Consider the following 26,418-nt stretch of genomic DNA (forward strand, 5'->3'; position numbering starts at 1 on the left):
GCCCGTCGTCCAGGTGCTCCACCTTCGCGCCCGCCCGTGCGCTGGCGCCGTCGAAGACCAGCAGGAGCTGGCGGGCGAGCAGCCCGGGGTCGCGGACGGAGCGTACCGCTCCCTGTGGGACGTGCTCGCCCACCACGCGGTGGTCGCGCCCGCGCTGCCGCACATCGCCGACCCGACGCTGGCCGGCCGGCTGCGGGCCGCCTCACCCCTCACCGCCCTGCTCGACCGGCCCGACCGGGTCGGCGAGACCCAGGCCGAACTCCTCCTGGAGGACGTACTGCTGCCACATCCTCAAGGACGCCGCCTGATCACCACCGTCTACTGCGAGGCACCCGCCTCCCCGGCCCAGGCCCTGTGGCGGGGCCGGCTGCTCGACCAGCTCCGGATGAGCGAACGGGAGCTGGTGATCGACGTGTACGAGGCGGCCCTGCTGCGCCACGCGGAGGCACACCTGTCGCTGATACGCCGGGCCCGCGTCGGCCTGACCGTGCCGCCCGACCTGGCCGCCGCCCGCCCGGTCGCCCACTGGTGGGCCGCACTCGCCCGGCTGGAACGCTCGCACCGCCGGCTGCTGCGGGCCCGCTCCGGCATCGGGACCGCGTATCTGCCGGGTGTGCGGCTGTACCGGCAGGTGGAACGGCTCGAAGCGAGTGGGGGGAGTGCCGTGTGACCAGGACCGTGTGTCGTATGTCCGTGGCGGATTGCCCGGCGGTTTGCCGGTGGGTTCGGCCGGCCGGGCCGGGAGGCGTGCGTCGGGGGCTGTTGCGGGGGCGTTGCGGCGTCGGTGCCGCGTATCTGCCGGGTGTGCGGCTGTACCGGCAGGTGGAACGGCTCGAAGCGAGTGGGGGGAGTACCGCATGACCACGACCGTGCGCCGCATGTCCGTCGTAGCGCCGGACGAGGCGTCCCGGGCGGCGCTGCGCCGGCAGCCGCCGCACATCACCGTCGAACAGGCCCTGGCCTCCGGACCGTACATGCTGCTTCTGCCGCTCCCGCCGGGCTGGGACGTGCTGAGCTGGGAGACCGTCTCACCGGAACTGCTGCTCCAGTCGGAGCTGCCGCCCGGCACCCCGCTCTACGCACCGGCGTACTCGCCCACCGCGCCGCGGCACGACCTGACCAAGCGGCCCGGTTCGGGCGGCAGCACCGAACCGCCCCGCGAACAGGCCGTACCCGAGGAACCGGTGTACCGGCACCCGCAGCCCGCGGAGCTCCACGAGGACCAGGCGACCGTCCTCGCCTACGGCCGGGACATCGCCCAGGTCGCCTCGCTGCTGCGGGCCCGGCTGTCCGTGCTGGTCGTGGCCGAGAAACCGGTGGTGCCGCACCTGTGGCGGGAGATGGCCTCCCGGGCCGGACTGCGGGCCGAGGTACTGGAGGAACCCCCCGAGGGCGACGACGGCGACCCGCAGGAGCAGCCGCCACCCGGCGAGCAGCTCATCCCCCCGGTGCAGCAGAACCCGCGCCAGCGCCTGCTGGCCCGGCTGCGCGAGCTGGTGCGCGCGCTCAACGACGACACCGTGCTCGTCGTCCAGCACCTCGACCTGCTCGCCGGCGGCTCCGACGGACAGCTCTCGCCGGAGGCGCGGGAGGTGACCGAGCTGCTGCACGGGGCGCCCGAGCGGGTGATGCTCGCCTTCGCGGCGCCCTCGCTGTCGGTGCCCGAGGTGCTGGCCGAGCGGTTCAGCACCCGCGTCACGATCACCGGCGTGCCACGCACCGTCTGGTTCCGCGACGACCAGGAGGAACAGCCGCTGGGCCGGGCCCTGGTCACGGTCGGCGAGGCCGGGCGGTTCGACCGGTACGACCCCGTCGAGTTCTACAAGCACGTCGCCGGCATGAACCCCGTCCTGCTGCGCCAGGCCATGCGCTTCGCGATGAGCGTCCACAAGGACCACCCGGCGCCGGTCGCCCGTGACCTGTACTCCACGATCCGGGCGTTCAAGGCCCAGATGTCCAGCAACTTCGAGGTGCCGGACGTCGGTTTCGACGACATCGCCGGCTACGACGAGGTCAAGGCCCAGATCCAGCGGGCCATCGACATCGTGATGGGCCACCACCGGCTGCCCCCCGAACACGACCACCTGCGCACCAAGCTGATCCCGCGCGGCTTCATCTTCCACGGCCCGCCGGGCACCGGTAAGACCCTGTTCGCCAAGGCGATCGCCAACCGGATGAACGCCACCATCCTCGTGGTGTCCGGACCCGAGGTCATGGGCACCTACGTCGGCGAGAGCGAGCGCAACGTCCGGGAGATCTTCGCCGAGGCACGCCGCAACGCCCCCTCGGTCGTGGTCTTCGACGAGTTCGACTCCATCGCCTCGCGCCGCTCGGAGCACTCCGACGGCGGTACCCGCGCGGGCAACGCCGTGGTCGCCCAGATCCTCACCGAGATGGACGGCTTCCGGCCGGAGGTGCCCACCCTGGTGATCGGCACCACCAACCGGCTGAACCTGATCGACGAGGCCCTGCTGCGGCCCAGCCGCTTCGAGAGCATCGCCATCGACCTGCCCAACGACGAGGCCCGGCTGAAGATGATCAACCTGCACGCGGCGAAGTTCGGTATCGACGTCGGCGGCGGTGTGGACGAGCTGATCGCCTCGGCGTTGCGCGGACGCAACGGCGACGACATCCACTCGGTCTTCCGGGACGCCTTCGTCGCCGCCCACTTCCAGGACCCGCCGGTGCCGCCCACCCCCGAGCAACTGGGGCAGATCGTGGGGCAGCTGCAGCGTAAACGCCGCGAGCAGCGCCGGTCGGGCAGGCGCTGACACCGTTGCGGTCACGAGGGACACGAGGGAAGGAGGCACGGTGAGCTGGGGCCAGGACACCGTCGACACCATCAGGGACCTGGAGTACGTGCGGCGGCGGCTCGACGGCGAGTTCGTCGGCCGGGACCGCGCGGTGCGGCTGCTGCAGCTCGCCGTGGTCTGCCGGGAACACGCGCTGCTGCTCGGGCCCACCGGCACCGCCAAGAGCGAGCTGATCTCGGCCCTGGCCCGGCACATCGAGGCCCGCCACTTCAGCTATCTGCTCACCCGGTTCACCGAACCGTCGGAGATCTTCGGCGCGCTGGACTTCGAGCAGTTCCGGCAGGGCACCTACCAGGTGCGCACCGAGGGCATGCTGCCGACCGCCGAACTCGTCTTCCTGGACGAGGTGTTCCAGGGCAGCAGCGCCATCCTCAACACCCTGCTGACCCTGCTCAACGAACGCCGCTACCACAACGGCGCACGGGCCGAGCACGCCCCGCTGATCAGCCTGCTGGGCGCCACCAACGAGATACCCGACGATCCCGGCCTGACCGCGTTCTCGGACCGGTTCCTGATCCGGCTGGAGGTGGAGCCGGTGGGCGGCACCGACCTCGAACGGCTGCTCCAGGTGGGCTGGGAGCACGAGACCCGCCGGTTCACCGCCGCCGTGCAGGCGGCCGAACAGGCGCGGAGTGCGGACACCGCCGCCCAGCCGTTCGACGGTCACCGCACCTCGGGCACGGTGACCGTGGAACGGCTGGGCCGGCTCACGCTGCGGCTGAGGGACGTCGGCCTGGACCCGGTCCTCGGCGAACACCGGGAGCTGGTACGGCAGTTACTGATCCAGGGGGTCCGTCTGTCGGACCGCCGGCTGGTGCGCAGCCTGAAACTCGTCGCCGGGGCCGCGCTGCTGCGCGAGTCACGCACCGCCGAACCCGTCGACCTGTGGCCGCTGGCCCACATCTGGACCGACCCGGCCGACCGCACCACGGTCGAGGAGGCCGTCCAGGCCGTGGTGGAGAAGCACGGCGGGGAGCCGGCCGGGCGGCGCCGCCGCGACGACGAGATCCTGCTCGACGCCCGGGAGATCGGCGCACCCCTGACCGCCGGCCGGCGGCCCAGCGAGTGGAGCGTCGTCGAAGGTCTCCACAAACTCGCCGATCTGTCACGGGAGTTGAGGGAGCATCCACCCGTGAACACCCAGACCGAGGCAGAGCTGTCTCGTATCATTGCCGAAGTGAACGCCTTGCTCGACCAGTTCGAGTGAGGGCGGGAACACACGAGGGGGTACCCCAGCATGTGCAATCCCCGACGGGTCCGCATCCGGGCCTCCAGCCGGCTCACCCGCATATGGCAGGAAGAGCTGCGCCGTACGGGCCGGGCCAGCGCCGAGGTGGCCGGCGAGGCCACGCTGCGCGAGGATTTCGGCACCCTGCTCGGCGCCCCGGCGCGCCGGGCGTTCGAGGACGCGCTCGGCGCCGACACCCGGTGGACCTGGCAGGACGGCGCCTACCGGCTCGACATGGACGGCGGCACGGTCGTCTACCACCTCGACACCGGAGAGATCGAGATGACCGCCCGGCTCAGCGACATCGTGACCGCCGAGGCCGAGGTGACCCGTACCCTGCAGGGCACGGTGGACGTGAACGCCACCGCCGAGCACACCGAGCCGTACTTCGACGACAGCTGGGCGGGCCTGAGCAAGTCGCTGGCCGAGCGCACCGCCCGCGCCCAGGCCCAGGAACGCGCCGACCGCGACGCCGCGGAGCGGGCCGCCCGCCAGGAGGAGCGGGAGCGGCTCGCCGGGCAGCGCAGACTGGCCGGGCAGCGCGACGAGATCGACGCCGAGGCCCGCGCGGAGGCCGAACGCCGGGCCGCCGCCGAGGCGGAGCGGCGCCGCGGGGAACTCGAACGGGACGCCGAGGCCCGGCTGCGCGACACCCGTACCGGCTTTCTGCGCCCGGTGCACGAGGTGCTGGCCGTGGCCTACCGCGACGCCATCGTGGCGTACGCGCGCGAGCACGGCGTGCAGGACATCCAGGTCGACGAGACGGGCGGCACGCTCAACATCCAGTTCGAGATGGAGGCCTGAGCGATGCGGGTCAGGGTCGATTTCCGGTTCAACGCCGAGACCGGCGAGGTCGAGCTGTTCCAGGTGGACGACATCGGCCGTACCGCCCGGATCGAGGACCACGACGCCGCCCACGAGGAGATCGCCCACGCGATCGGCCGGGTGCTGGACCGCAGCCCCGTCCCGGAAGAGGTACGCGACCAGGAACGTGAGCCGCAGGCCCGGCAGTTGCCCGCGCAGACCGATCCGGCCGACGGGGAACAGCACCGCGAACCGAGGCGCGCCCACGAATGACCAGATCACCCGACCTCCTCGCGTACGCCGCCCGCTGCTACGAGCAGGCGGGCGACTACGCCGAGGCCGCCCGCTGCCACGAAGAGGCCGGCCATCCGCTGAAGGCGGCCGAGCTGTGGGAGCAGGCCGGCGACCCGGAACGCGCCGCCGACCTCTGGCGGCGCGCCCGCCGGCCGGGCCGGGCCGCCGCATGCCTGCTGTCCGCGCGACGGTTCGAGGCGGCGGCCGAGTGCTTCGAGCAGGGCGGCGACCTGCTCAGCGCCGGCTGGACCCTGGTCACCCGCACCCGGTCGTACGCCACCGCCGAGCATCAGTTCGCCGTCGCGCAGCCGCGGACGGCGGGCGAGCGGCTGCGGCGCCGGCTGGGCCGGCAGCTGGCCGCGGCGCTGGCGTACGGCGAGCACGAGGCCCTGCTGCGCACCCTGGCGTCCGTGCCCGAGCACATCGGCTCGCTCACGCCGGCCCGGGAGCGGGCCGAGACCGAGGCATGGGCGGTCACCGCGGCGGACCATATCCGCCGCCCGGACCTCGGCGCCCTGGTCTTCGCCGCCTCCTACCGGGCCGGCGTCAGCGGCTGCGCCGACCGCTGGCAGCAGTGGGCCGCCCGCACCCTCGGCGACACCACCGGCGTGCCCACCGGACCCGCGCCGCCGGGCCCGGCACGGGACTAGGCCCCTTCTGACGGACTTCCGGCGACACCGCGGAGATCCATCAGAAGGGCCCCAGGCGAGCGGCATCGGCAGATCCACACATCGGGGGATCCATGAGTACTCTTTGGCGGCGCAAGAAGCGGCCGTTCCCCTTGTTTCCCGCACAGCAGCCCGCGCCCGTGCCCGCGCCGGCCGACCGCTCACGGTCCATCACCGTGATCCCCAAGCCCCCGCACGGCCAGGACACACCGCCCGCGCCGCCCGGCGAACCCCCGGCCGCCGAGCCGGGGGAGCGGGGCGAGCCGGCCGGCTGGTCGGCCGTGGTCCGCTTCCCGTCCCCCCGCGCCGCCCTCGGCCATGTCGCGGCGACGGCGGAACTGGGCCCGCCCGGCCTGCGCAGATCGCCGTACGACCCGTCCGTGTGGGCGCTGCTCACCCCCGGGCACCAGCCGGGCCTGCCCCTGGCTGCCGGGTACGGCGGCGTGGTCTGCGAGGCCGACGCCGACGGCCTGCTGTGGCCCGACCGGCCGGCCGCACGCGTCCCGCGGGCCATCGGCGAGCTGGCCACCGTCGCCGCCTGGGAGCCGGTGTCCCTCGCCGAACTCGCCGCCCACAGCCCGGTGGCCGGCCCGCCGCCCGGCCTGAAGGAGGTCGCCGTCCTCGCACCGGGCGCGCTGGGCCGCTGGCTGCTGCGCCGCTGCCTGGCCACGGGCGTGGCGACCACCTTCACCCCCGTCGAGCGGCTCGGACCGGACGGCCGGGACGCGGGCTGGCTGCTGCTGCGGCTGAGCGCCGCGGACGGCGCCGTACCCGCCGGACTGGTCGAGGCCTGCGGCAGGCTGCCGGGAACCGTGGCCTGCCGGGCGGCCGACCCGGACTGCCGGCTGCTGGTCGACGTACGGCTGCGGCTTCCGCTGGACGACGCCGCACTGCTGGAGGAGGTCCCGCCCGCCGGGCACCTCGTCGTGGAACGCGCCGTGTCCGGACCGCCCTGGCAGTGGCGGCCGTTGGGGGAGGCCGCCGCGGGCGAACTCCTCGACGCACGCCACGTGCCGGCAGCCACCCCGCCCGTCCGCATCCCGGTGCCCGTGCCCGCCCTCGGGCCGCCGCTGCCGGTCCGCCTGGTGGCCAGCGCACGAGCCCCGCACCGGGTCGACGCCGTGCTGGTCGCGGACGGCGAACTCGACGCGCTGCGCCGCTTCCTGCGCACCCGGCCGCTGCACGAGACCGCCGTCGTCGCCTTCGGACCCGGCCGCCACCTGGTGACCGAGCCACCCGGACTGTGCCAGGCCCTGCCCTTCGGCGTACCCGTCCACCAGGCCGGTCCCGGCGCCCTGTACCTGGAGAGCGGCTGCGTCCTCAACCCGCCGCTGCCGGACACCGCACGCGACGAGGTCCTCGGCCTCGGCCCGGACGTCATCACGGTGCTGTGCCGCGACGGCGCCTGGCGGCTGCGCCTGGCCGACGTACGACCCGCCTGGCAGCTGTGGATGCCCGCACCGCCCGCCTTCGCCGCCGGACTGTCCGAGCCCGCGCGGGAGCTGCTGGACCGGCTGGCCGGAGTGATGCCCGAACCGGAGCCCACCGGGCCGGCCGCGGCGCACACCCCGGAGGCCGAACGGCGGCGGCTGAACCAGGTCGCCATGGAGCACTCCCTGCGCGGCGAGTACCGCAAGGCCGCCGAACTGCTGGAGCGGGCGGGCCACTTCCAGCGCGCCGCCCAGATGTACGAGCGGGCCGCGGCCGAGCTGGGCGAGGGCCTGTGAGCACACCGCCGGCCGGCGCCTGGAGCGCCCAGCACATCCTCACCGTGCCGGCGGCCGAGGCCCGCGGCCTGTGCCTGTCACCGGACGGCACCGGACTGGTCGTGGTGCACGGCGGCACGGTGGTGCGCTACGACGACGAGGGCCGCGTCGTGTGGCGGCTGCCCTGGCCCGGCCCCCCGCTCGGCGCGGACCCGCGCCCCGGCACCGACGCGGCGGTGTGGACCCCCGACGGCGACCGGCTGTTCCTGCTCGGCGCGGGCCGGCTGGTCCTCCTCGACGCCGACACGGGAGAGCCCGTGGAACTGCCCGCGCGGCTCCACACCGAGGGCGAGATCACCGCCCTGGCCCTGTCGCCCGACGCCCGGCTGCTCGCGGCGGGCCTGCGCACCGGCGACGTCCTGCTGCTGTACCGCGCCGAAGGCACCGTGACCCGGCTGCGCGGGATCGACCCGGTGGTGGAGGTGAGCTGGATCCCGGGCCGGCAGGACACCCTGTGCGTGGCCACGGCGACGTCCGCACAGCTGTGGGAACCGCACGGCGGCACCATGACGGGCACGCTCGGCGGGCTCTTCGAGGGCCTGCGCCGCGTGGCGTGCTCCCCGGAAGGGCGGGCGATCGCCGTCGAGGACTACGCGGGGCTACGGCTCCTGGACCCGGGCTCCGGCCGGGAACTGCGCCGCGAGTTCGTGCCGTACCGCATGAACGCGCTGACGTTCAGCCACGACGGCTCCCTGCTGGTCGCCGGTTCCGAGCTGGACGGGCTGCGCGTCCTCGGCCCCCGCCTCGACCTCCTCGGACAGCTGCCCGGCCGGGTCACCGGCCCCGGCGACCTGAGCCTGTCGGCGAGCGGACTGTTCGCCGCCCGGCTCGACGCGGACACCATCGCGGTGTGGGAGCCGTCCGGGGCGGTGCCGCGCCCGCACCGGCGCCGCGACCCGGCCGCGCTGCGCCGCTGGGCCAACGCGATGGGGGTCACCGTCGGCAAGGTCCACACCCGCACCGGGGAACGGCCACCGGGCGTGCTGCGCGCACTGAGCCTGCCGGACGCCGGGCTGGGCTGTGTCGCCCCCGCCCTCGTGTGGTCGCCCGACGGCGCCCGGCACTGGTGCGAGTCAGGGCCGGGCCGCATCCTCGAGTACGCCGCCGACGCGACCCGCCCGCGCGGCGAGGCACCGGTGCGGAGCTTCCCGCACGGCTGGTACGACGCCGCCTGCCTGGCCGGCGACCGCCCCGTGCTGGTCCTGGCATCCCATTACGAGCAGGGCGTCAACCGGCTGGTGGACCCGGGCGACGGCGGAGTGCTCGCCGAACGCGCGGCGGGACAGGCGGTCACCGCCGATCCGGTGCGCCCGCTGCGCTGGGCCGCGCCCGAACCCGGCGCCGCTCCCCGGCAGTTGCTGGTGCACGACCTCGCCCAGGACGGCGGCGGCCCGCAGCGGCTGCCCGTGGAGGACGGGGTGCGCCGGCCCGCCTGGTCCCCGGACGGCCGGCTGCTCGCGGCCGGCACCCGCGGCCGGGTGATCGTCTGGAGCACCGCCTCCACCGGCCGGTGCCGGCGGGTGCGGGTGCTGGACTGGCCCGACCCGCAGGCCATGGTGTGCCACGTGGCCTGGTCCCCGGACGGCAGCCGGCTGGCCGCCACCCCGGGCAGCGCCGGCGGCCCGGTCGTGGTCTGGGACACCGGCACCTGGCAGCGGCGGCAGACGTTCGGCGAGGCCGGCGGCCGGGACTGGGCGCCGGCACTGTCCTGGTGCGCCGACTCCCGGCTGCTGGCGTTCGCGTCCGCCGACCAGGACTCCGTGGCCGAGGTCTGGGACGCGCAGGACGCGCGCCGGATCCGGGTGCTCGTGCCGCCGGACGGGGTCGGCGGGCATCTGTGGACGCTGCGCTGGTCCCCGGTCGGCGACCAGCTCGCGGCCACCTACAACTCCGGTGCCGCCGTGCTGTGGGAGCTGTTCACCGGCGGCCCGCGCACCGCCGCCGCCCCCGTGCCGCCCACCGGCCAGGAGGAACTGGTACGGCTCGCCGTGCTCGCGGCCGTCCACGGGTTCGGGGTACCGCTGGACCTGCTGGCGGACGTGCTGGCGCTGCTGCACGGCACCACCCCGCCCCGGCTGCGCACCCTCGCCGACCACCGCGGCCTGCACGCACTGCGCGAACTCGGCTGGCCGGGGCCCGCATTGGCGGGACTGGCGCTGCTGCTGGTCGCGGACCTGCCCGCCGACCCCGCGTACCTGGCCCCGCCCGAGGTCACCCCGGCCGATCTCGCCCAGGCCCTGGGCCGGGCGCTGACCGGCTCCTCCGTCCCCGCCCGCAGAACCGCTCCCACGCTCACCGAACTGACCGCGGCGCTGGGCACCGTGGACGACCGGCTGGTCGCGCTGCTGCGCATCCTCGGCCCCGATGCGGTGGCCGCCGACCCCACCCTGCCGGCCCGGATGCGCCGGCTGCCGCTCTCCCTGACCCCGCCCGGACCCGCGCAGCGCGCCCTGCTGGGCCTGAGGCTGCTGGACGGTGACACCGGACTCGCCATGGGCGGCGCGGGCGGCACCGGCCGCTCCGGGCTGGCCCGGCACGGCCCCGCCAACCGGCTGCTGCCCACCCAACTCGCCCTGCCCACCGAGCTGCTCACGGCCCGGCACGCCCGCGACGAACTGCTGTACCGCACCAGCAGCGGCCGGCTGCCGCGCGACCCGCACGGTCTGGTCCTGGTGCTGGACGACACACCCGCCACGCACGGCAAGGTCGGATCCGTGCTGCGGCTCGCGGCCCATCTGATGGCCGCCACCGTGATCGGGCTGGGCCGGCCCTGCGCCCTGGTGCCGCTCGGCGAGCCGTGGCGGTCGCGGATCCTGCAGGGTCCGGAGGACCTGGTCCATGTGTGGGCCGCCGGCCCGCTGACGGAGGGTGACGTGCCGACGGCGTTGCGGGAGGCCGAGGTGGTGGCCGCCCGGCTCACCGCCGACATGTCCGGGCCGCCCCGGATGGTGCTGCTGTCCCACCCCTACCTGCGGCCCGCACCGCGACCGGGACTGCGCGAACTGCGCGTGCACTACCCGCACATCCCCTGGCGGGAGCCGGCCCGGCACCGCCAGGTACTGCCGCCGGAGCCGTCACCGGAGGAGCTGCGGGCGGCACTGACGGCGCTGCTGTCGGACGACTGAGATGCCTGGGCGCCGCCGTGTGCTCAGCCGCAGAGCATCTGCTCGATCGCGTCCGGTCCCAGCGTCTGCAGCAGCTGCTCCAGCACCTCGGGCCGGAAGGCGTCGCCGAGCACCTGGACGCCCCCGCCGTCGACGCGGATGCTGATCCGCACCAGGCGCCCTTCGGGATGCTGCTCGTACTCCTCGGGCTGGATCAGGTCGGGGATGTGCTCGACCATCCGGTATTCGGCCATGGTGTCACCATCGTCCTTCCACCTCGGTGCCGCACCGCGGGCACCTGCCGTCTTCGAGAACGTTCTCGCCCAGGGCCCAGATGTCCCGCGCCACCACGGTGGTACGGCACCGCGGGCACCGGGTGGCCCGCCCGTCGGCACCCACGGCCCGCTCGACGTACACATGCCGCAGCCCTTCCTCCTGCCCGATCCGCACCCCGGCCTCGAGGTCGGCCACCGGCGTGGGCACGTGGCCGGTGCGGCGGTGGGCGGGGGTGGCCCGGACGAGATGCCAGGGGATCGCGGGGTCCAGCGCGGCCAGCGCCCGGGCGATCGGGCGCAGCGTGCCGGGGCCGGCGGTGAGACCGGGGATCAGCGGGGTCGACACCTCCACCCAGACCCCGCGTTCCCGCAGCCCCGTGAGCGCGTCGAGCACGGGACCGGGCAGGGCGCCGGTCAGTTCACGGTGGTCGCGTTCGTCGAGGGTCTTCACGTCGACGTTGACGGCGGCGACATGGCGTGCGGCAAGGTCGACGGCCTCGGCGGTGAGGAAGCCGTTGCTCTTCCAGACCACGTCCACACCGAGCGGACGGCCCGACTCGGCGAGCGCGGCAGTGAGTTCGATGGCCAGCGAGGGCTCGGTGTAGGAGATCGCGACGCACCCCGAGCGCTGTGCGGCCTCGCCGGTGACCTCCGCCGGGTCCACCGGCTCGGCGTCCCAGCGGACGGAGTCCACCCGGCCGTACTGGGACATACGGTGGTTGATGCAGTAGTCGCACGCGAAGGTACAGCCGGGCGCGGCCAGGGTCAGACAGGGTGTGCCCGGCCGGTAGTGGTACAGCGGTTTGCGCTCAACGGTGTCCCAGTGCCGCACCGACGACGCGAAGGTCGCGGTCTCCAGCCGGTCCCCGGACCGGCGGCGCACCCCGCACAACCCCGTCTCACCGTCCTTCAGCGAACAGCGGAAGGGACACAGCACGCACTGCACCCGTCCATGCCGCGGCCGGTGGAGAACCGCCGGCGTCCACCGCATGCCCATGTACCGTCCCCCGTCCGGTCGGTGCGCCTTGCCAGGGTAACTCCGGGCAGAGCCAAGGACGTTCCCTTCTCGGCAGGCTGCAGCAGACGTTCACCGGAAATCCGCTCGGCCCGGATCCGGCCCGGCATCCGGCCCGGCATCCGGCCCGGCATCCAGCGCGGCCAGCACCGCACGGCCCGCCTCGGCATGCGCGCGGCGGCGGTCCGTGGCCGACGGGTCCGCGGCCGGTGCCGCCCTCGTGCCGGCGGACCGCAGACGCAGCACCTCCGCCACGGCCAGCTCGCCGATGCCCAGCCGGTCGTACGCCGCCGGGTCGTGCTGGAAGGCGAGCGCGGCCGCGGCCAGCACTCCGGACGCCGAGGAGCACCGGGACGGGCCGCCCGCCAGCAGCCGCCGCGCCCCCTCGGGTACGTCCGCACGGCCGGGCGGACGTCCGGCCGCGAGCAGCTCGGTGAGCGACACCCCGTCCAGCCCGGACCAGCCGCCGCGTACCAGTGCCCCGGCCACGACACGGGCCTCGTCGCCGTCGCCGTCGTCGTCGCCGAAGTCGGTGTCGTCCTGCGCGCCCGGGTGTCCGGCCAGCCGGGCGGCGGCACCGGCCAGCCGCAGCCGGGCCCCGGGCGGCGGATGCGCGCCGTCGAAGTCCCGCTCGTCCGCGTCGTCCCCGGCGTCGAGCAGTTCGGCGAGTACGCAGACGTAGGCGGGCCCGCACAGCACGGCGGCGCACACATCGGCGAACGCCTCGCCCGACCACCGCTCCCAGGGGACGGCACGCTCCGGAGGAAGACCGGCCGTCGCGACCCGCCGGCGGATCTCGTCGCCGAGGCCGCGGTCGTCGTCGATGTGGTGCGCGGCCTCGTGCGCCACCGTCAGCAGCGCGGGCAGATGGGAGCCGAAGGACCAGGGCACGTCGATGACCGGGAACGGCAGCCGCGCGGCGGCCGCACGGCCCTCGCGGGTGTGGATGCCACCGCGGGGCAGCAGATCGTGGTAGGCGCTGCCCCGGCGGTGGGCGCGCGGCGCGGCCGCCCGGCTGAAACCGACCAGCGGGGGTTCCTTGGGGCGGGCACCGGCGAGCCCGAGGACCGGGCCGTAGCACTCCCACGCCACCTCGTCGGCGACGTCCAGGACGCGGCGGTAGTCACGGACGCGGCGCAGCAGCAACCGGGTGCGGTAGTAGTCCCACACATGATGCAGGTCCAGGACCCGGCCGGGCACGTCGTCGGCGCGTCCGTCGGCGAGCCGCGCTCGTACGTCGGCCACTCCCACGCCGAGCAGCGCGAGGATCGCCTCGAGCTGGCTGTGGTGCTTCTCCAGCGGTCCGCCGGCGTGGCTCGCGCCCTGCCACCGGCGTAACTCCTCCTCCAGCCCGGCGACGGCGTGCAGCCGCGCGGCGGCGCGCCGGACGGAGAGCGGGGCCGGGCCGGTCAGGACGCGTCCTGGGCCGGCTCGGGTCCGGTCCCGGTCGCGGGTTCGGTCCCGTTCCCGGACTCCTCGACGAGCTGGGGCGGGGCCTCCAGCACGGCCGCCGGGTCGTCGGCGGCCTGCTCCAGCAGCAGGGGCGGTACCGGCTCGGCGTCGAGGCCGCGTCCGGGCTGCACGGGCCCGTACTCCTCGCGCACCCCGCCGAGCCAGGTGCCGCGCAGCCGTACGACCCGGAAGAGCGGCGTAAGGGCCTCGCCGATCCACTGGAAGCCCAGGTGCCTGCTGCCGGCGAGCCGCGCCGAGCCCGCCAGGTCGAGCAGTTGCAGCGGCCCGCTACCGACGGACGTGGTCAGGCGCAGCTCGGCCGAGGCGCCCGCCTCGGCGGCCACCAGCACGACCGCCGCATCGGCCCGGACCACCTCGGTCACGGCGAGCAGCCCGGCCTCCCACCGGCCCGCCCAGTAGCGCCGGACCAGTGCCCGGGCCAGGGCGGGGGTGTCCGTCAGTCCGCTCCCGGCCAGGCCCCGGTACGCCACCAGCGCGGCCCGCTGCCGGGTGAACCGCAGCAGCACTCCGGCGTCCGCGTCGCCGAGGGCCGTGAAGAGCGGGTCCGTGGCGCCGGAGGCCTTGAGACGGACGTCGATCCCGCCGCCGGCGTCGTGCAGGAAGGTGCCGCGGGCCTCAGGCGCGGTCGCGTCGAAGGCGATCCTGTGGTCGGCCAGCGTCCCGGCCGCGCGGACGGACCCCCGCGAGTCGTGCAGGACGTCCCCCACGGCGACCTTCTGCAGCAGGGGCCAGGCCAGCCACCAGTCTCCCCACGCCTCGCGCATGGCGTCCCGGTACACGGCGAACGCATGGACCACGGCGTTCAGCTCCTCCCCTGTCCCGCCCGAGCACCTGCGCGCAGGCTAGCAGCGCCACATCCGGGACACGCCCGAACTGCCGTGTCCCCCAGGGGCCTTGTCCGCGATTTCTCCCTCCGTGGAGGGAGAACGGCTGAGCACGGTGGAGACAGACGGGGGCGTCTCCATCGACCCGTGGGTGGTGGTGGCCGGCCGGGTGCGCGGAGCAGTCTTGAGGTATGGGTTCTCTTCACTCGGCACTTGTCCTGACCATCGACGTCTGTGTCCTGGTCTTCGTCGCGGCCTGGGCCGTGGGCGCTGTCTACTTCGGCGTGAAGAGCCGGTCCGGACTGCGCGGCTGGGTGCGCGGACTGCGCCGCACACTGCCGCACCGGCTGCTGCTGACCGCGGGCGTCTTCTTGTTCTTCACCCTGGTCGGGCACACCGAGGGATTCTGGCGTCAGCTGCGGTACTGGCGGCCCGAGCCGGCGTTCCTGGGTGTCCTGCTCGCCGTCGCCTCGACCGCCCTGCTGCTGTGGGCCCGCTGGGTGCTGGGCACGATGTGGGCCAGTGTGCCGACGGTCCGGGAGCACCACGAGCTACGGACGGACGGGCCCTACCGGCTGGTCCGCCACCCCATCTACACCGGGCTGCTCGGCCTGGTCGTGGGTGGCATGCTGGCCTGCGGCTTCGGCGTCTGGGTGGCGTTCCTGGCGGTCGCCGTCCCCTGGCTGCTGCGCCGGGTCCGGGTCGAGGACGGCCTGATGGCCCAGCGGTTCGGCGCCGCCTACGACGCCTACCGCGCCGAAGTCCCGGCCCTGATACCCCGCATACGCCCCACGGCCCACCGGCCTGGCCGGCGCCCTGCGGGCAGCGCGCAGCGGTAGCCCGGTCGTCGCTCCGGCCGCGCCTGGGAGGGCGTGGGCGGTGACGGTACGCGCGGCGCTCCGACCGGTGATGGCATGATGACCGGCGACATAGGGCGACGGCGGTCCGAGGAAGCCGGTGTGAATCCGGCGCGGTCCCGCCACTGTGACCGGTGAGCGAGTTCCGGCAGGCCCCCGCCCCGGCCGGGGCGGGAAGGCCGGGCGAGCGACCCGGGAGCCAGAGACTCACGCGGTCGCCTCCTCGACGCACACCGGGGCGGATCTCCCCGGGAGGGAGTGACATGGGCGTGCCGGAGAGGCCGACGGAAGAGGCGTCCGGCGGCGAGGTCACGGGGAGCGCCGGGGCGCCGTGCCGGGTCGTCGTGTGCCGGGACTGCTGCTGCGGCAGTCCCAAGGTCATGGGAGTCGATCACGCCGCGCAGACCGCACGGCTGCGGGCCGAGGTGCCGGTGCGCATCTCTGACTGTCTCGACGTGTGCGACCAGGCCAACGTCATCGTCGTACAGCCGTCCACCGCGGGCCGGGCCGCCGGTGCGCGGCCCGTCTGGCTCGGACTCGTCAACGATCCGGACGCAACCGAGGACATCGTGACCTGGGTGCGGGCGGGCGGCCCGGGCGTCGCTCCCCGGCCGGACATCCTCGACCTGTACGCCTTCACACCGCCACGGCGCCGTGCGGATCCCCGCTGACCGAGGGTCCACCGTCCGGTGCGCGCCACCGACAGACCCGTGCACAACGGCACCGGAGGACCGTCGAGTTGGGCCCCGCCTGCGCTGCCGTCCCTCCGGTCTCGTAGCGTCCCTCCTGGTGAGAGAGGAAGATCACGGCGGGGCAGGCGGTCTTGGCCGTGCGTGCGGCTCGCGGTACGGTCTGTCCGATATCGACGACGGCGAGACGGAAGCCGGTGGGAATCCGGCACGGTCGCGCCACTGTATGCGAGACGCCCCCGCGGCGTCCCATGAGTCAGACCCGTGGCCGTCGTCCTGTGCACCACCGAGATGGGACGCGAACTCCCAGAGGAGGTTCTGCCATGGCGCAGACCGTCGCCCAGCCGACAGCCACCACCCCCGCCGTTCCCGCCACGCTGCCGCTGAAGGCGATTGCTCCCTGGGCGGTCTTCTTCGGCATCCTCATGCTGATCCTGCTCTACTTCGTCGGCGCCGAGCAGGGCGCCACCTCCGTGGTCAACGGCACGGACGTCCACGAGTGGGTGCACGACGCCCGCCACCTGCTCGGCTTCCCCTGCCACTGAGGCGAGGGGACACCGCCCGCCCATGAGTTCCGCAACCGTACGGAACCTTCTCGTACGGGGCATGCTCGCCGGCCTCGCCGCCGGCGTGCTCGCCCTCGTCGTGGCGTACGTCCTCGGTGAGCCGAGCGTCGACAAGGCGATCAGCTTCGAGGAGGCCCACTCCCATGAGCACGAGATGGAGGTCGTCTCCCGCTCCCTGCAGTCCACCGCCGGCCTCGCCACCGGCGTCCTCGTCTACGGGGTCGCCTTCGGCGGCATCGCCGCGCTCGCCTTCTGCTTCGCCCTGGGCCGCGTGGGCCGCTTCAGCCCGCGCGCCACGGCACTGCTGCTGTCGGGCTGCGCCCTGCTCGCCGTGTACGTCGTGCCGTTCCTGAAGTACCCGGCCAACCCGCCGTCGGTCGGCAACCCCGACACCATCGGCAAGCGGACCACCCTGTACTTCCTGATGATGCTGCTCAGCGTCCTGCTGGCGATCGCCGCCACCCTCCTGGGCAAGCGCCTGGCTCCCCGTCTGGGGACCTGGTGGGCGACGGTCGTCGCGGTGGCCGCGTTCACCGTCGTGATCGGTCTGGCCTACCAGTTCCTGCCCGTCGTCAACGAGGTGCCCAAGGGCTTCCCGGCCAGCCTGCTGTGGCGGTTCCGGCTCTCGGCACTGGCGATCCAGACCGCTCTGTGGGGCGGATTCGGCCTCCTCTTCGGCGAGCTGGCCGAGCGCCTGCTGAACCCCGGGCCGGCGACGGCCGGGAGCGGGCGAGCGGTTCCGGCCGCCCGCTGACTCCTTCCGGACAACAGCCGCCCGACAGAGGGCCCTTCGGAACCATCGGGGGGCCCTCCGGCGTTCTGCGGACACCGACGCGCACGGGATCACCGGAAGGGCACGGGAATCCGGCGGGCCGGACGCGGATCACCCGGCCGAGGAGCGGAGGAACCGAGTGGCCAGAGCCCCACAGCCGCGCCGCATCACCCTCGGTGGCCGCGACGCGGTCGCCCTCACCCCGCAGGAATACGAGCAACTGGTCGCCAGTCGACGGCAGATCGGCGGCCAGAGCGCCCGCGTGCGGGTGCTCGCCCAGCAGGCCAAGCGCACCGAACAGCTCCTGCACGACCTGGAGACGCTGATAGCGGCCTCCGGGGACGGCTGCCGGGGACGGTCCCACCCGGCGCCGACGATCTGCCCCGACCGCCAAGCCACGGAGCCGGGCGCCGGCGGCACCTGCCTGCGCTGCGCGATAGCGGCGCTGCTGCGCCGTCACCGGGACACGGCAGCCTGAACAGCCGCTCGGCGGCACCTAATCGGCGTCCGGCGCGGCAAGCGGACGCCCCAGCCGCAGATTCCAGCGCCCGGCCCGGCCGCTGAGCTCGGTCACGGTCAGCGGCGGCACATCGAGGCGCCAGAACACCGTGGGGGGCACCCCCAGCGCGTCGACGGCGGCCGCCCGCACCACCTCCGGCTCGACGACGGCAACCGTACGGCCCTCCACGGCCTGCGCGTCGGCCAGCCACCGCGCGACCCTTGCGCACAGATCCTGCACGGACTCACCACCGTGCGGTGCGCAGCCGGGGTCGGTGAGCCAGTGGCCCACGGCCTCCGGCTCGGCGGCCCCCACCTCCTGCAGGGTGCGGCCCCGCCAGCGGCCCACGTCGAGCCCCGCCAGCTCCGGCACCGGCACGCCGTCGAGGCCCAGCGCCGTGGCCGTCTCCCGGCAGCGCGCGCCGGGGGAGACGGCCACACGCCCCGCGGCGGGCAGCGAGCCGGCCGCCGCCCGGGCCCGCGCCGTGCCGGCCTCGTCGAGCGAGCCGCCGTCATCGAACCGCGCCTGCCGCAACGACACGCTCGTTGCGGGGGAGACGAGAAGAACTCGGCTGGTCACGGGGATGCTCCTGCTGCCGTCGACATGGGGCGGGGGACTTGACCGGTACGGCCCGCGCAGCCGCTCACCGTCCCCGGGCGAGGGGATCGGCCGTTACCGGTGCTCAGCGCGCGGGGGGTTGCCATCAGCTGCCGGCCTCGCTCAACCCCGGTTCCTCCGGTGTCGTCGGCGGCTCGGTGGGCGTGGGCGCGGGCGGGCGCAGGAGGACGGCCCGGGCCACGGCCGGGGCGAACAGGGCGGTGACGGGTGCGCGGAGCGTCAGTACGGAGCGGAAGGCGGGCCCCACCACGGGGTCGCCGGGGTAGCGCTCCAGGACACGCTGCAGGTACCAGTCGGCGACGCGGTCCGCCGGCCCGGCGGCCACGGCAGTGCCGACCGCGCCCGGCATCTTGCGGTCCGCCCCGGCGGAGATGTCCCACGCCTGCCGGGACGCCGCGAGGAGCGCCCGCTGCGCGCGCTGCGTCGTGGGGACCCGGCGGGGATCGGCGAGCGTGTCGCGCAGGGCGACCGCGCTCATCGCGGCGACGGCCATGCCCTGCCCGTAGATCGGGTTGAAGGTGCACAGCGCGTCGCCGGCGGCGATGAATCCGGCCGGGCGGCGGCCGGGCAGGTCGTAGCGGCGGCGGATGTTCGCGGTCCGCCGGTGGCCGAACGCCGACGAGAGCGGTTCGGCCTCGTCCAGCCACTGGTGCAGGAGCGGATGCGGCAGCCTCTTCCTGGTGTACGTCTCGAACTCGTCGTCGTCCGTGGGCGGTTCGTCACCGCGCAGCCCCGAGACGATGACCAGATGGGTGCCGTCCTCCAGTGGCAGAGCACCACCGCCGTGGACCTGCTCTCGGCTGGGGTAGACGTAGTAGCCGCAGGTGTCGCCGTCGAGGACGCCGCTCCTGCCGCGGTAGACACGCGAGGCGTACGCGAGACCCGTGTCGATGGTCTCCTCGTGCGCGGCCTCGGCCCCGATCGCCGTGAGCCACTGCGGGGCCTTCGTACCGCCGCCGGAGGCGTCGACGACCAGGTCGGCCTCAAGGGCGCGCTGCTTCCCCCGGGCGTCGCCGGAGCGGTCCCGCAGCAGCACGCCCCGCACGCGCGAGGCGTCACCGAGGAGCCCGACGGCATCGGTCCCCTCCACCACGCTGATCACCGGGTTGGCGAGGACGCGCCGCCGCACCAGCTCCTCCAACTGCGCGCGGGAACCGGTGTAAACGTGTGTCGTCGCGGGCAGCCGCCGGAACCAGTGCCCGTTCTGCCTCTGCACCAAGTCCGACGGCAGGCCCACGCGCGGTGCCCCCGCCGCCCGCAGCTCCGCGACGAAGCCCGGCAGCAGCGACTCCAGAGCCACCTGCCCGCCCTCCAGCAGGACATGCGGATGCCGGCTCTGCGGTACGCCGGGCCGCGGCTTCGTACCGTCCGGGAACCGGTCGCGTTCGACGACGGTCACCCGGTCGGCGTGCCCGGCGAGGACGTGCGCCGCGAGCAGCCCCGCGAGGCTCCCGCCCACGACGACCGCATGCCGCGCGTCCCGCCCGCCGCCCACACCCCGACGATCCCATTTCCCCGCAGAGTTCACCGATGCGCTCCCCTGGTCACCTCGTGGTCAGAAGGCACCAGTATCCCGCTCCGCAGGGCGAGTTGGCCGCGTTCAGGGTGGCGCGGTCCTTCATGTCCTAGATGTCGGCCGTCGGCGTGGCGTCCACCTTGATCACCTGGGTGCCGATGGAGTAGACGGAAGGTTTGCCGTCTGCGGAGATGATTCCGAGCTCCGTCTGTGCGTAGTGGCGGACGACCTTGTACATACGCGCGTCCGGGTTGTGCTTGACGAACGGCTTGTCCGAGTCGCCGAGGTTGACATAGGACTGCAGGTCCTTGGCGAGGAAGGTCTCGTCGACAGCGCTGTCGGACAACACGAGCGCGCCACCGCCAGCGGTTTTCGCGGCGAAGACGTCCCCGGCGCGGGGAGCGGTCTTCTTGAAGTCGGCCCAGGCATGCCCGCCCAGGTTGTCGGCCCGCTCGGTGTACCAGGACCTGCCGGTGCGCCGGGCTGAGGTGTCGGCGAGCGGGGTGTCGCGACCACCTGTCACCCACAGATCGGTGACCAGTTCCGGCAACTGCGACGGCGCCGTCTTACCGATCTTGGTGTCGGGGCCGGCGACCTTCATCAGCCCGGCTCCGTCGAGGGCGATGTGCGGCACCTTGGCCACGTCGGACCCTTCGAAGTCGCGGGCGACGACCATCCGCCAGCCGTCACCGGAGCGCTTGAAGACGAGGAACCTGATGTCCTTCGACCACAGCTTGCCCGGCTTGCCATGGGTGAGATGCGCGCCTTGGGCGCGCACCAGGAACCAGTCGGCCTTCGAGGAAGCGGGCGGGATGTAGAAGGTGCGGTTGACGTACGCGAACGGAGCGAGGTTGTCCGCGACGTCGCTCTTGGCGAGGGCTGGGATCTGTGTGAAGTACGCCTGGTCCATCGCAAGGACCGCGCCGCCTTCCGCCCTTGCCATGAGTGAGGCGGAACGCTGGGCGTTGGCCTGGTTGTTGAGCTGCTGATAGGCGTCCACCGCCTTGTTCGCCTCGGCCCTGGTGAGCAACGGCCTCTCGGCCGGCGCAGCGCCCGCGTGCGCGGAAGCGCCGTCGGCGGTGGAGCATCCGGTCAAGGCAGCCGCGGCTGAGAACACGGCCGCGGCGAACACGCCGATGCGCGTGGCACGGACTATGTGGGCAGAGCGGGCCGAGTGAGCCATGGCGAGGTGTCCCCGTTTCTCGTGTACTTTCGGCGACCGCCCTGTGCAGCGCGCACGAGACGATCGCCGTGCCACGGTATCGACCCCACTCACCGAGGCGGCAACTCCCGCTCGTCGCCGACGGCCTTGCGCACCTTGTGCACGACCATGGCGCCGCGTCCGTAGACGGGCGGGTCGGACACGCGCCCCCGCTGGGCGGATCGGCGGGCGGGAAGGCCCAGATGCCCTCGCTCTCGGCGCCCGTTCCGTCGTAGAAGTTCTGGAAGATCTCGTCGGTGCTCCTGCCGCCCTGCTTCTCCTCCCACAGCCACTCCGCGTAGGTGGCCAGCCCCTCGCTGAGCCACATGTCCCTCCAGCTGCGCGGGGTCACGGAGTTGCCGAACCACTGGTGCGCCAGCTCGTGCACGAGCAGCGCCTCGTCCGGAGCTTCGGCGAAGTGGGGCTTGGTCTGGGTCTCCAGGGCGTAGTCGAGAGGGTGTTCGCATGGTGGACGCCCTTATCTCGTATTCTGGGACGAGCGTGAAATGGCGCAGCGTGTCAGGGGTTTACCCACGCTCCTGGGGCATCGCTCAACGCCGACACTTCGGCAGGTAGTCGGGCGGCTGCGACGTCGGCCAGTGACACGCCGTCCAGAATCTCGCGCACATTGGACCGCAGTGCGATCCACAGCGGCAGGAGTGACTCGGCGGGGCCGGTGTAGGACAGCTCCGGAGGGCGGACCCCGCGCACCGAGACAAGCGGTCCGTCCACGACGCGGATGACGTCGGCGATGCTGATGGACTCGGCGGGCCTGGCCAGCCGGTAGCCGCCGCTGCCGCCGCGCTGGCTGAGGACGAGACCGCCCCGGCGCATGTCGTTCAGGATGCTTTCGAGGAACTTGTGCGGGATGTCCTGGGCGTCGGCGATGGCCTCGGCCTTCATCGGCCCGTCGTCCCGTGACGCGGCGAGCTGCAGCGCGGCACGTACCGCGTAGTCCGCCCTGGCTGAGATCCGCATGCGCCCATTATCCCGTACGGCTTCGGTCGGCATCCGCTGTGGGCAGGTCACCGGTCGCCGGACGGGTCTCCCCGCCCGGCGACCGGGGAGGTTCAGGCCGCTGCGGGTGTGTAGTGGGAGGCGTCGTCGCCCTCGATGGTGTGGCTGAGCGTGCCGTCGACACCGGCGGGGACGTCGCCCGCGACGGTCACCCGATGCAGCAGGCGCGGGAGGTCGCCGTAGTCGTCGGGGGCGTAGTGCTGGGTGATGCGGTTGTCGAACAGGACGAGGTCGCCCGGCGTCCAGGCCACGCGCACGATGTTCTCCGGGCGGGTGACGTACGACTGGAAGATGCGCAGCAGGTCTCGGGAGTCGGAGGGGCCGAGGCCGACGATGCTCTGGGCGAAGCCGCCGATGAACAGGCCGCGCTCCCCGGTCTCGGGGTGGACGCGGACGACGGGGTGCGCGGTGCGGTACTTCCGGGAGACGAACCGCCTGCGGTGCTCAGCGGCCTTCTCGTTCTTCGGGGCGGCGTAGTCGTAGTCGTTGGTGTGCACCGCCCACAGCTTGTCGGCCAGGTCGCGCAGCGGCTCGGGCAGGTCGCGGTAGGCGGCGGCCGAGTTGGCGATGAGGGTGTTGCCGCCGTAGGGCGGGACCACGATGCTGCGCAGCGTGGACGCCTTCGGAGGCGTCCGCACGAAGGTGACGTCCGTGTGCCAGTGGTTGGCGCGGATGCCTTCGTCGCCGTCGACGGGCAGGATCTCGGGCCGGCCCTCGACGGAGGGCACGGTGGGGTGGGCGGTGGTGAGCTCGCCGAAGAGGGAGGCGAAGCGGAGCTGGCCGGCGTCGTCGAGGTCCTGGTTGCGGAAGACGAGCGCCTTGTGTTCCAGGAGCGCGGAGTCGATCTCGGTGACGACGGCGGGGTCGAGGTCGGTGGAGAGATCCACACCGAGGACTTCGGCGCCGATACGGCCGCCGATCCTGCGGATGTCGAAGCCGGTGCTGGCGGTCATACGTGGGTGTCCTTTCGAGGAGCGATCAGTGATCGTGATCGACTGGGGGTGATCAGGAGGTGATGGGCAGGGAGGTTTCCTTGGAGCCCGGCGGTACGAGGGGCGGGCCGACGGCTCGCAGGGCGCCGGGTGTACGGCCTGGTCCCCAGCCGATGTGCCGGCGGTAGCTGCCGAGCAGGCCGGTACGGCTCAGGTGCTCCTCGTCACGCGCGGCGGAGTCGTCGGGCATCGGGCGTGCCAGGGGCACGACGTAGAGGGCGTCGGCCGGGCAGTTCGCCTCGCACTGGAAGCAGGTCTGGCAGTCGTCGCGGCGGGCGAGTACGGGGATGCCGTCCCCGCCACGGTCGAAGACGTTGGTCGGGCAGACCTTGATGCACCTGTCGCAGGTGATGCATCGTTCCGCCGAGACCAGTTCGATCACGACGCCACCTCCAGTGGTGCCACCGGTGCGGTGGGTGCCGCCAGTGCGGCTGGTGCGGTCGGCAGCGGCTCGGCGCGGGTCCACACCTGGTCGAGGCCACCTGTGACGATGCGGTGGTGCTGCCCCGGGTCCTGCGCCGGGAAGTCGAGCCGCTTGGCCATGCCGCGCGTCTCGGTGCGGGCCAGGGCGGCGGCGTACATCCAGCGGGCGTGCGCCGTCATGGCTGCCGCCTGCCTGGCCCGTACGACGTCCCCGCCCCCGGCGTGCAGGGACGCGCGTGACTCCTCCCACACGGCGTCGAGCACCTTCAGCGAGGCTGTGAGCCGGTCACCATGGCGCAGGTAGTTCTTCTCGTACGGAAGCACTTCGCCCTGGACGGCGGTGATGACGTGCCGGAAGCCGTCGGCCGGACCGGGTGTCCCGGTGGGCCGGAGTCCGGCTCCGCCCGCTGCCACCACGGGCCTGGTACCGGCGCGGGCGCCCAGGGAGCGGGCGTGGCGGGCGGCGCCCCGGCCCGCCCAGGTGCCGGAGGAGATGGCCCAGGCGGCGTTGTGGCTACCGCCGCCGGTGAAGCCGCCGCAGATCAGCTCGCGGGTCGCGGCGTCCCCGGCCGCGTACAGTCCGGGGACGGTGGTGGAGCAGTCGTCGCCGGTGATCCGGATGCCGCCGGTGCCGCGCACGGTGCCCTCGGCGAGGAGCGTGACGGCGAAGAGCTGGGTGAAGGGGTCGATGCCGAGCCGGTCGAAGGTGAGGAAGAAGTTCGGCTGGGCCAGCCGCATCGCCTGCCGGGCCGCCTCGTCCGCCCGGTCCAGGCGGCAGTACACCTTCTCGCTGAGCAGCGTTCGCGCGATCACGGACCTGCCGCCCTGGCCGGCCGCCCCCTCCAGGACCGAGCCGTCCGCACGGTAGAAGGTCGCGAAGGAGTAGAACGCGGTCTTGGTGACGGAGGTCCCCTCAGGCGCGATGCCGTACGCGCTGGAGAACTCCATCCCGGACAGCTCCGCGCCCGCCTCGGCGGCGAACAGGGCACCGTCGCCGGTGTTGACGTTGCAGCCGAGCGCTCCACTGAGGAATGCGCAGCCGCCGGTGGCCAGCACGACCGCTCCGGCGCGCACCCGGTACGGCTGCCCAGCCTGGCGCCGGTGGCCCCGCGCCCCGGCGACGGCGCCGGAGGGGTCGGTGAGCAGTTCGGTGACCGGGCTGTGGTCGAGGATGCGTGCCCCGGCACGCTGGACGCGGATCCGCATCCTGCGCATGTACTCCGGCCCCTGCAGCCCGTTCCTGAGCTGCTTCCCGTCGGGCCCGGCCGGGAAGGGGTAGCGCCCGGCCGCCGCGAGTTCGTTGATTCCGGCGTACGTCTGGTCCAGAACCCGGGTCATCCAGCGCCGGTCGGCCAGGTATCCGCCCAGGGCCTCCCTGCTCGCCATGGCCGCCTCCCGCGCGGCGGGCTCCGGGGGGACGTACCAGACGCCGGTACCGGCTGAGGCGGTGGCGCCGCTGGTGCCGCAGTAGCCCTTGTCGGCGAGGACCACGTCGGCCCCGTCCTGCGCCGCCTTGAGCGCGGCCCACGTGGCCGCGGGGCCGCCGCCGACCACCAGGACGTCGGTGGTGAGTTCCAGCCCGCTCATACCGGTTGCCTCTCTCCGGCGACTGCCGCGACCAGCCGGTTGGCGGGGCGGGCCAGACCGTAGTGCTCGCGCAGGGTGCGGCCGGTGTACTCGGTGCGGAACAGGCCGCGCCGCTGCAGGATCGGCACCACGTGGTCGACGAAGTCCTCCAGGCCGCCCGGCAGATGGGGCGGCATGATGTTGAAGCCGTCGGCGGCGCCCTGGGTGAACCACTCCTGAAGCTGGTCGGCCATCTGCTCGGGGGTGCCGGCGAAGACGCGGTGGCCGCGTCCGGCGCCGAGACGGGCGATGAGCTCGCGCAGGGTGAGGCCGTCGCGGCGGGCGAGTTCGGCGACGAGCGCGAAACGGCTCTTGTTGCCGTTGATGTCCTGTTCCTCGGGCAGGTCGGGCAGCGGTCCGTCCAGCGGCAGCCCGGTCAGATCGGTGCCGAGCATCCCGGAGAGTTGGGCGAGTCCGTATTCCGGGACCTGAAGTGCGGTCAGCTCCTGCTCCAACGCGCGCGCCTCGGCCTCGGTCGAGCCGATGACGGGGGCGATACCCGGCAGGACCAGGAGCTGGTCCCCGGTACGGCCGTAGCGGGGCAGCCGGGACTTGAGGTCCTTGTAGAAGGACTGGCCGTCGGCAAGGGTCTGCTGGGCGGTGAAGACCGCCTCTGCGTACTGGGCGGCGAACTCCTTGCCGTCCTCCGACGAGCCTGCCTGCACCAGCAGCGGATATCCCTGTGGGGTGCGGGGTACGTTCAGGGGGCCCTGCACCCCGAAGTACTCCCCGCGGTGGTTGATCTCCCGCACCTTGTCGGTGTCGGCGTAGACGCCGCGCTCACGGTCGAGCAGGATCGCCTCGTCCTCCCAGCTGTCCCACAGCTTGGTGGCGACGTCGACGAACTCCCGCGCCCGGTCGTAGCGCAGCCGGTGCTCCAGGTGCTCGTCCTGCCCGAAGTTGCGGGCCTCGTTCACGGTGCCGGAGGTGACGATGTTCCAGCCGGCCCGGCCACCGCTGATGTGGTCCAGGGAAGCGAACTTGCGGGCGGTGTGGAAGGGCTCGTTGAAGGTCGTGGAGACGGTGGCGATCAGGCCGACGTGCTCCGTGACCGCGGCCAGAGCGGACAGCAGGGTCAGTGGTTCGAAGCCGCCGAGCGCGTTGTGCCGGACCTTGCCCCACAGAGCGAGGCCGTCGGCGAGGAAGACCGAGTCGAGCAGACCGCGCTCGGCGGTCTGCGCGAGCTGCTGGAAGTAGCGCAGATCGGTGACGCGTTCGGGCTGGGTACGGGGGTGCCGCCAGGCGGCGTCGTGGTGGCCGGCGTTCATCAGGAAGGCGTTGAGGTGCAGCTGACGGGGGCTCGTGGTGGTCATGAGGTACCTCGGGTCGGTGGAGTGAGGTGATCGGTGCGTGCGGACGTCGTGGGCGCGGGCCGTCG

General features: G+C 73.7%; 25 protein-coding genes, 2 pseudogenes and 2 riboswitches. Of the genes and pseudogenes, 13 read left to right on the forward strand and 14 right to left on the reverse strand.

The genetic code is table 11. The annotated features are described in order from the left end of the window. Positions 1–91 (reverse strand): annotated as a pseudogene (locus ABZ624_RS22925) (TetR/AcrR family transcriptional regulator); the annotation flags it as partial. 48 nt (positions 92–139) lie between these two features. Here ABZ624_RS22925 and ABZ624_RS22930 point away from each other — a divergent pair. The 8 genes from ABZ624_RS22930 to ABZ624_RS22965 all read left to right on the forward strand — a co-directional run bounded on the left by ABZ624_RS22930 (position 140) and on the right by ABZ624_RS22965 (position 10,698). Further along, the gene (locus ABZ624_RS22930; RefSeq protein ID WP_360092425.1) at positions 140–670 is read left to right on the forward strand and encodes a hypothetical protein; all 531 of its coding nucleotides are present in this window, start codon (positions 140–142) and stop codon (positions 668–670) included. A 187-nt stretch (positions 671–857) separates the two neighbouring features. Further along, a complete protein-coding gene (locus ABZ624_RS22935) occupies positions 858–2,771 on the forward strand; it encodes an ATP-binding protein (RefSeq protein ID WP_360091856.1) in 1,914 nt (637 codons plus the stop codon). Between the two features lie 40 nt (positions 2,772–2,811). After that, positions 2,812–4,020, forward strand: a complete 1,209-nt coding sequence (locus ABZ624_RS22940) for an AAA family ATPase (RefSeq protein WP_360091859.1) — start codon at positions 2,812–2,814, stop codon at positions 4,018–4,020. A 30-nt stretch (positions 4,021–4,050) separates the two neighbouring features. Continuing rightward, complete coding sequence (locus ABZ624_RS22945; RefSeq protein WP_360091862.1) at positions 4,051–4,845, forward strand: hypothetical protein; 795 nt, start codon at positions 4,051–4,053, stop codon at positions 4,843–4,845. A 3-nt stretch (positions 4,846–4,848) separates the two neighbouring features. Further along, positions 4,849–5,118 (forward strand): hypothetical protein, encoded by a 270-nt coding sequence (locus ABZ624_RS22950; protein WP_360091865.1) that lies wholly within the window; start codon positions 4,849–4,851, stop codon positions 5,116–5,118. After that, positions 5,115–5,789: a hypothetical protein gene (locus ABZ624_RS22955; protein ID WP_360091868.1), complete on the forward strand. Its 675-nt coding sequence runs from the start codon at positions 5,115–5,117 to the stop codon at positions 5,787–5,789. The genes ABZ624_RS22950 and ABZ624_RS22955 overlap by 4 nt, the downstream gene beginning before the upstream one ends. Before the next feature lie 92 nt (positions 5,790–5,881). Further along, positions 5,882–7,534 (forward strand): hypothetical protein, encoded by a 1,653-nt coding sequence (locus tag ABZ624_RS22960; RefSeq protein ID WP_360091870.1) that lies wholly within the window; start codon positions 5,882–5,884, stop codon positions 7,532–7,534. Next, complete coding sequence (locus ABZ624_RS22965; RefSeq protein WP_360091873.1) at positions 7,531–10,698, forward strand: WD40 repeat domain-containing protein; 3,168 nt, start codon at positions 7,531–7,533, stop codon at positions 10,696–10,698. The genes ABZ624_RS22960 and ABZ624_RS22965 overlap by 4 nt, the downstream gene beginning before the upstream one ends. A gap of 23 nt (positions 10,699–10,721) precedes the next feature. On the opposite strand, the gene ABZ624_RS22970 is transcribed toward ABZ624_RS22965, so the two are convergent. The 4 genes from ABZ624_RS22970 to ABZ624_RS22985 form a co-directional block, all read right to left on the reverse strand. Then, on the reverse strand, positions 10,722–10,931 hold the full coding sequence (locus ABZ624_RS22970; protein WP_351240601.1) for a radical SAM-modified peptide, FtsH ternary system-associated: 210 nt from the start codon (positions 10,929–10,931) through the stop codon (positions 10,722–10,724). 4 nt (positions 10,932–10,935) lie between these two features. Beyond that, positions 10,936–11,889: a radical SAM protein gene (locus ABZ624_RS22975; RefSeq protein ID WP_360091876.1), complete on the reverse strand. Its 954-nt coding sequence runs from the start codon at positions 11,887–11,889 to the stop codon at positions 10,936–10,938. A 150-nt stretch (positions 11,890–12,039) separates the two neighbouring features. After that, the gene (locus tag ABZ624_RS22980; RefSeq protein WP_360091879.1) at positions 12,040–13,218 is read right to left on the reverse strand and encodes a hypothetical protein; all 1,179 of its coding nucleotides are present in this window, start codon (positions 13,216–13,218) and stop codon (positions 12,040–12,042) included. A 158-nt stretch (positions 13,219–13,376) separates the two neighbouring features. Then, complete coding sequence (locus tag ABZ624_RS22985) at positions 13,377–14,237, reverse strand: hypothetical protein (RefSeq protein ID WP_360091882.1); 861 nt, start codon at positions 14,235–14,237, stop codon at positions 13,377–13,379. 218 nt (positions 14,238–14,455) lie between these two features. Between ABZ624_RS22985 and ABZ624_RS22990 the strand changes: the two genes are divergently transcribed. The 5 genes from ABZ624_RS22990 (at position 14,456) to ABZ624_RS23010 (ending at position 17,626) form a co-directional block, all read left to right on the forward strand. Further along, positions 14,456–15,103, forward strand: coding sequence for an isoprenylcysteine carboxylmethyltransferase family protein (locus ABZ624_RS22990; RefSeq protein ID WP_360091885.1), 648 nt, complete (start codon positions 14,456–14,458; stop codon positions 15,101–15,103). Positions 15,104–15,211: 108 nt separating this feature from the next. Then, positions 15,212–15,330: riboswitch (cobalamin riboswitch) on the forward strand. 171 nt (positions 15,331–15,501) lie between these two features. After that, the gene (locus ABZ624_RS22995; RefSeq protein ID WP_360092428.1) at positions 15,502–15,792 is read left to right on the forward strand and encodes a hypothetical protein; all 291 of its coding nucleotides are present in this window, start codon (positions 15,502–15,504) and stop codon (positions 15,790–15,792) included. A 161-nt stretch (positions 15,793–15,953) separates the two neighbouring features. Further along, a riboswitch (cobalamin riboswitch) is annotated at positions 15,954–16,097 on the forward strand. Between the two features lie 36 nt (positions 16,098–16,133). Next, positions 16,134–16,355 carry a CbtB-domain containing protein gene (locus ABZ624_RS23000; protein WP_360091888.1) on the forward strand — a complete coding sequence of 74 codons (222 nt, stop codon included), beginning with the start codon at positions 16,134–16,136 and terminating at the stop codon, positions 16,353–16,355. Between the two features lie 22 nt (positions 16,356–16,377). Continuing rightward, positions 16,378–17,130, forward strand: coding sequence for a CbtA family protein (locus tag ABZ624_RS23005; RefSeq protein WP_360091891.1), 753 nt, complete (start codon positions 16,378–16,380; stop codon positions 17,128–17,130). A gap of 157 nt (positions 17,131–17,287) precedes the next feature. Continuing rightward, positions 17,288–17,626, forward strand: coding sequence for a hypothetical protein (locus ABZ624_RS23010; protein ID WP_360091894.1), 339 nt, complete (start codon positions 17,288–17,290; stop codon positions 17,624–17,626). An 18-nt stretch (positions 17,627–17,644) separates the two neighbouring features. Here the strand turns inward: ABZ624_RS23010 and ABZ624_RS23015 are convergent, their stop codons facing one another. The 9 genes and pseudogenes from ABZ624_RS23015 to ABZ624_RS23055 all read right to left on the reverse strand — a co-directional run bounded on the left by ABZ624_RS23015 (position 17,645) and on the right by ABZ624_RS23055 (position 26,353). Next, the gene (locus ABZ624_RS23015) at positions 17,645–18,226 is read right to left on the reverse strand and encodes a histidine phosphatase family protein (RefSeq protein ID WP_360091896.1); all 582 of its coding nucleotides are present in this window, start codon (positions 18,224–18,226) and stop codon (positions 17,645–17,647) included. A gap of 124 nt (positions 18,227–18,350) precedes the next feature. Next, entirely contained in the window at positions 18,351–19,724 is a 1,374-nt protein-coding gene (locus ABZ624_RS23020) for an FAD-dependent monooxygenase (protein WP_360092431.1), read from the reverse strand. 166 nt (positions 19,725–19,890) lie between these two features. Beyond that, positions 19,891–20,877, reverse strand: a complete 987-nt coding sequence (locus ABZ624_RS23025; protein ID WP_360091899.1) for a hypothetical protein — start codon at positions 20,875–20,877, stop codon at positions 19,891–19,893. 197 nt (positions 20,878–21,074) lie between these two features. Next, a pseudogene (locus tag ABZ624_RS23030) lies at positions 21,075–21,433 on the reverse strand (M1 family aminopeptidase); the annotation flags it as partial. 68 nt (positions 21,434–21,501) lie between these two features. Then, positions 21,502–21,960 (reverse strand): Rrf2 family transcriptional regulator, encoded by a 459-nt coding sequence (locus ABZ624_RS23035; RefSeq protein ID WP_360091902.1) that lies wholly within the window; start codon positions 21,958–21,960, stop codon positions 21,502–21,504. A 92-nt stretch (positions 21,961–22,052) separates the two neighbouring features. Next, positions 22,053–22,952, reverse strand: a complete 900-nt coding sequence (locus tag ABZ624_RS23040) for a TauD/TfdA family dioxygenase (RefSeq protein WP_360091905.1) — start codon at positions 22,950–22,952, stop codon at positions 22,053–22,055. Between the two features lie 52 nt (positions 22,953–23,004). Then, the gene (locus ABZ624_RS23045) at positions 23,005–23,373 is read right to left on the reverse strand and encodes a ferredoxin family protein (protein WP_360091908.1); all 369 of its coding nucleotides are present in this window, start codon (positions 23,371–23,373) and stop codon (positions 23,005–23,007) included. Further along, positions 23,370–25,001, reverse strand: a complete 1,632-nt coding sequence (locus tag ABZ624_RS23050) for an FAD-binding protein (RefSeq protein ID WP_360091911.1) — start codon at positions 24,999–25,001, stop codon at positions 23,370–23,372. Before ABZ624_RS23050 ends, ABZ624_RS23045 begins: the two co-directional genes overlap by 4 nt. After that, the gene (locus ABZ624_RS23055) at positions 24,998–26,353 is read right to left on the reverse strand and encodes an LLM class flavin-dependent oxidoreductase (protein ID WP_360091914.1); all 1,356 of its coding nucleotides are present in this window, start codon (positions 26,351–26,353) and stop codon (positions 24,998–25,000) included. The genes ABZ624_RS23050 and ABZ624_RS23055 overlap by 4 nt, the downstream gene beginning before the upstream one ends. Positions 26,354–26,418 lie beyond the last annotated feature (65 nt).

Origin of the sequence: Streptomyces sp. NPDC007205 (genome assembly GCF_040634095.1) — a bacterium.
Classification (GTDB): domain Bacteria; phylum Actinomycetota; class Actinomycetes; order Streptomycetales; family Streptomycetaceae; genus Streptomyces.